This window comes from Nocardiopsis lucentensis DSM 44048 (assembly GCF_000341125.1).
Classification (GTDB): Bacteria; Actinomycetota; Actinomycetes; order Streptosporangiales; family Streptosporangiaceae; genus Nocardiopsis; species Nocardiopsis lucentensis.
In genome coordinates, this window is the sequence record NZ_ANBC01000669.1 from 1 (window position 1) to 276 (window position 276).

Consider the following 276-nt stretch of genomic DNA (forward strand, 5'->3'; position numbering starts at 1 on the left):
CCTCATGCTCCCAAAGCATGCGCGCTAACCAAGCTGCGCTACACCCCGTGTGCCTGACGACGATCGCACACCCACGACCGGTGTGCGATCAACGCCCCAGAGACTGTACTCTTGTCTCCGTCGGCTCCACGAGTCTAGAGGAAACTCAGGGGCTCCGGCGCCACGCGGGCGTAGTTCAATGGTAGAACTCCAGCCTTCCAAGCTGGCCATGCGGGTTCGATTCCCGTCGCCCGCTCCGCGAGAGGCGAGCTGTGTGCCATCCGGCACCGGCTCCCC

At 64.5% G+C, this 276-nt stretch carries 1 tRNA gene; it reads left to right on the forward strand.

The annotated features are described in order from the left end of the window. Positions 1 to 164: 164 nt before the first annotated feature. A tRNA-Gly gene (locus tag D471_RS0123570) sits at positions 165 to 235 on the forward strand. Positions 236 to 276 lie beyond the last annotated feature (41 nt).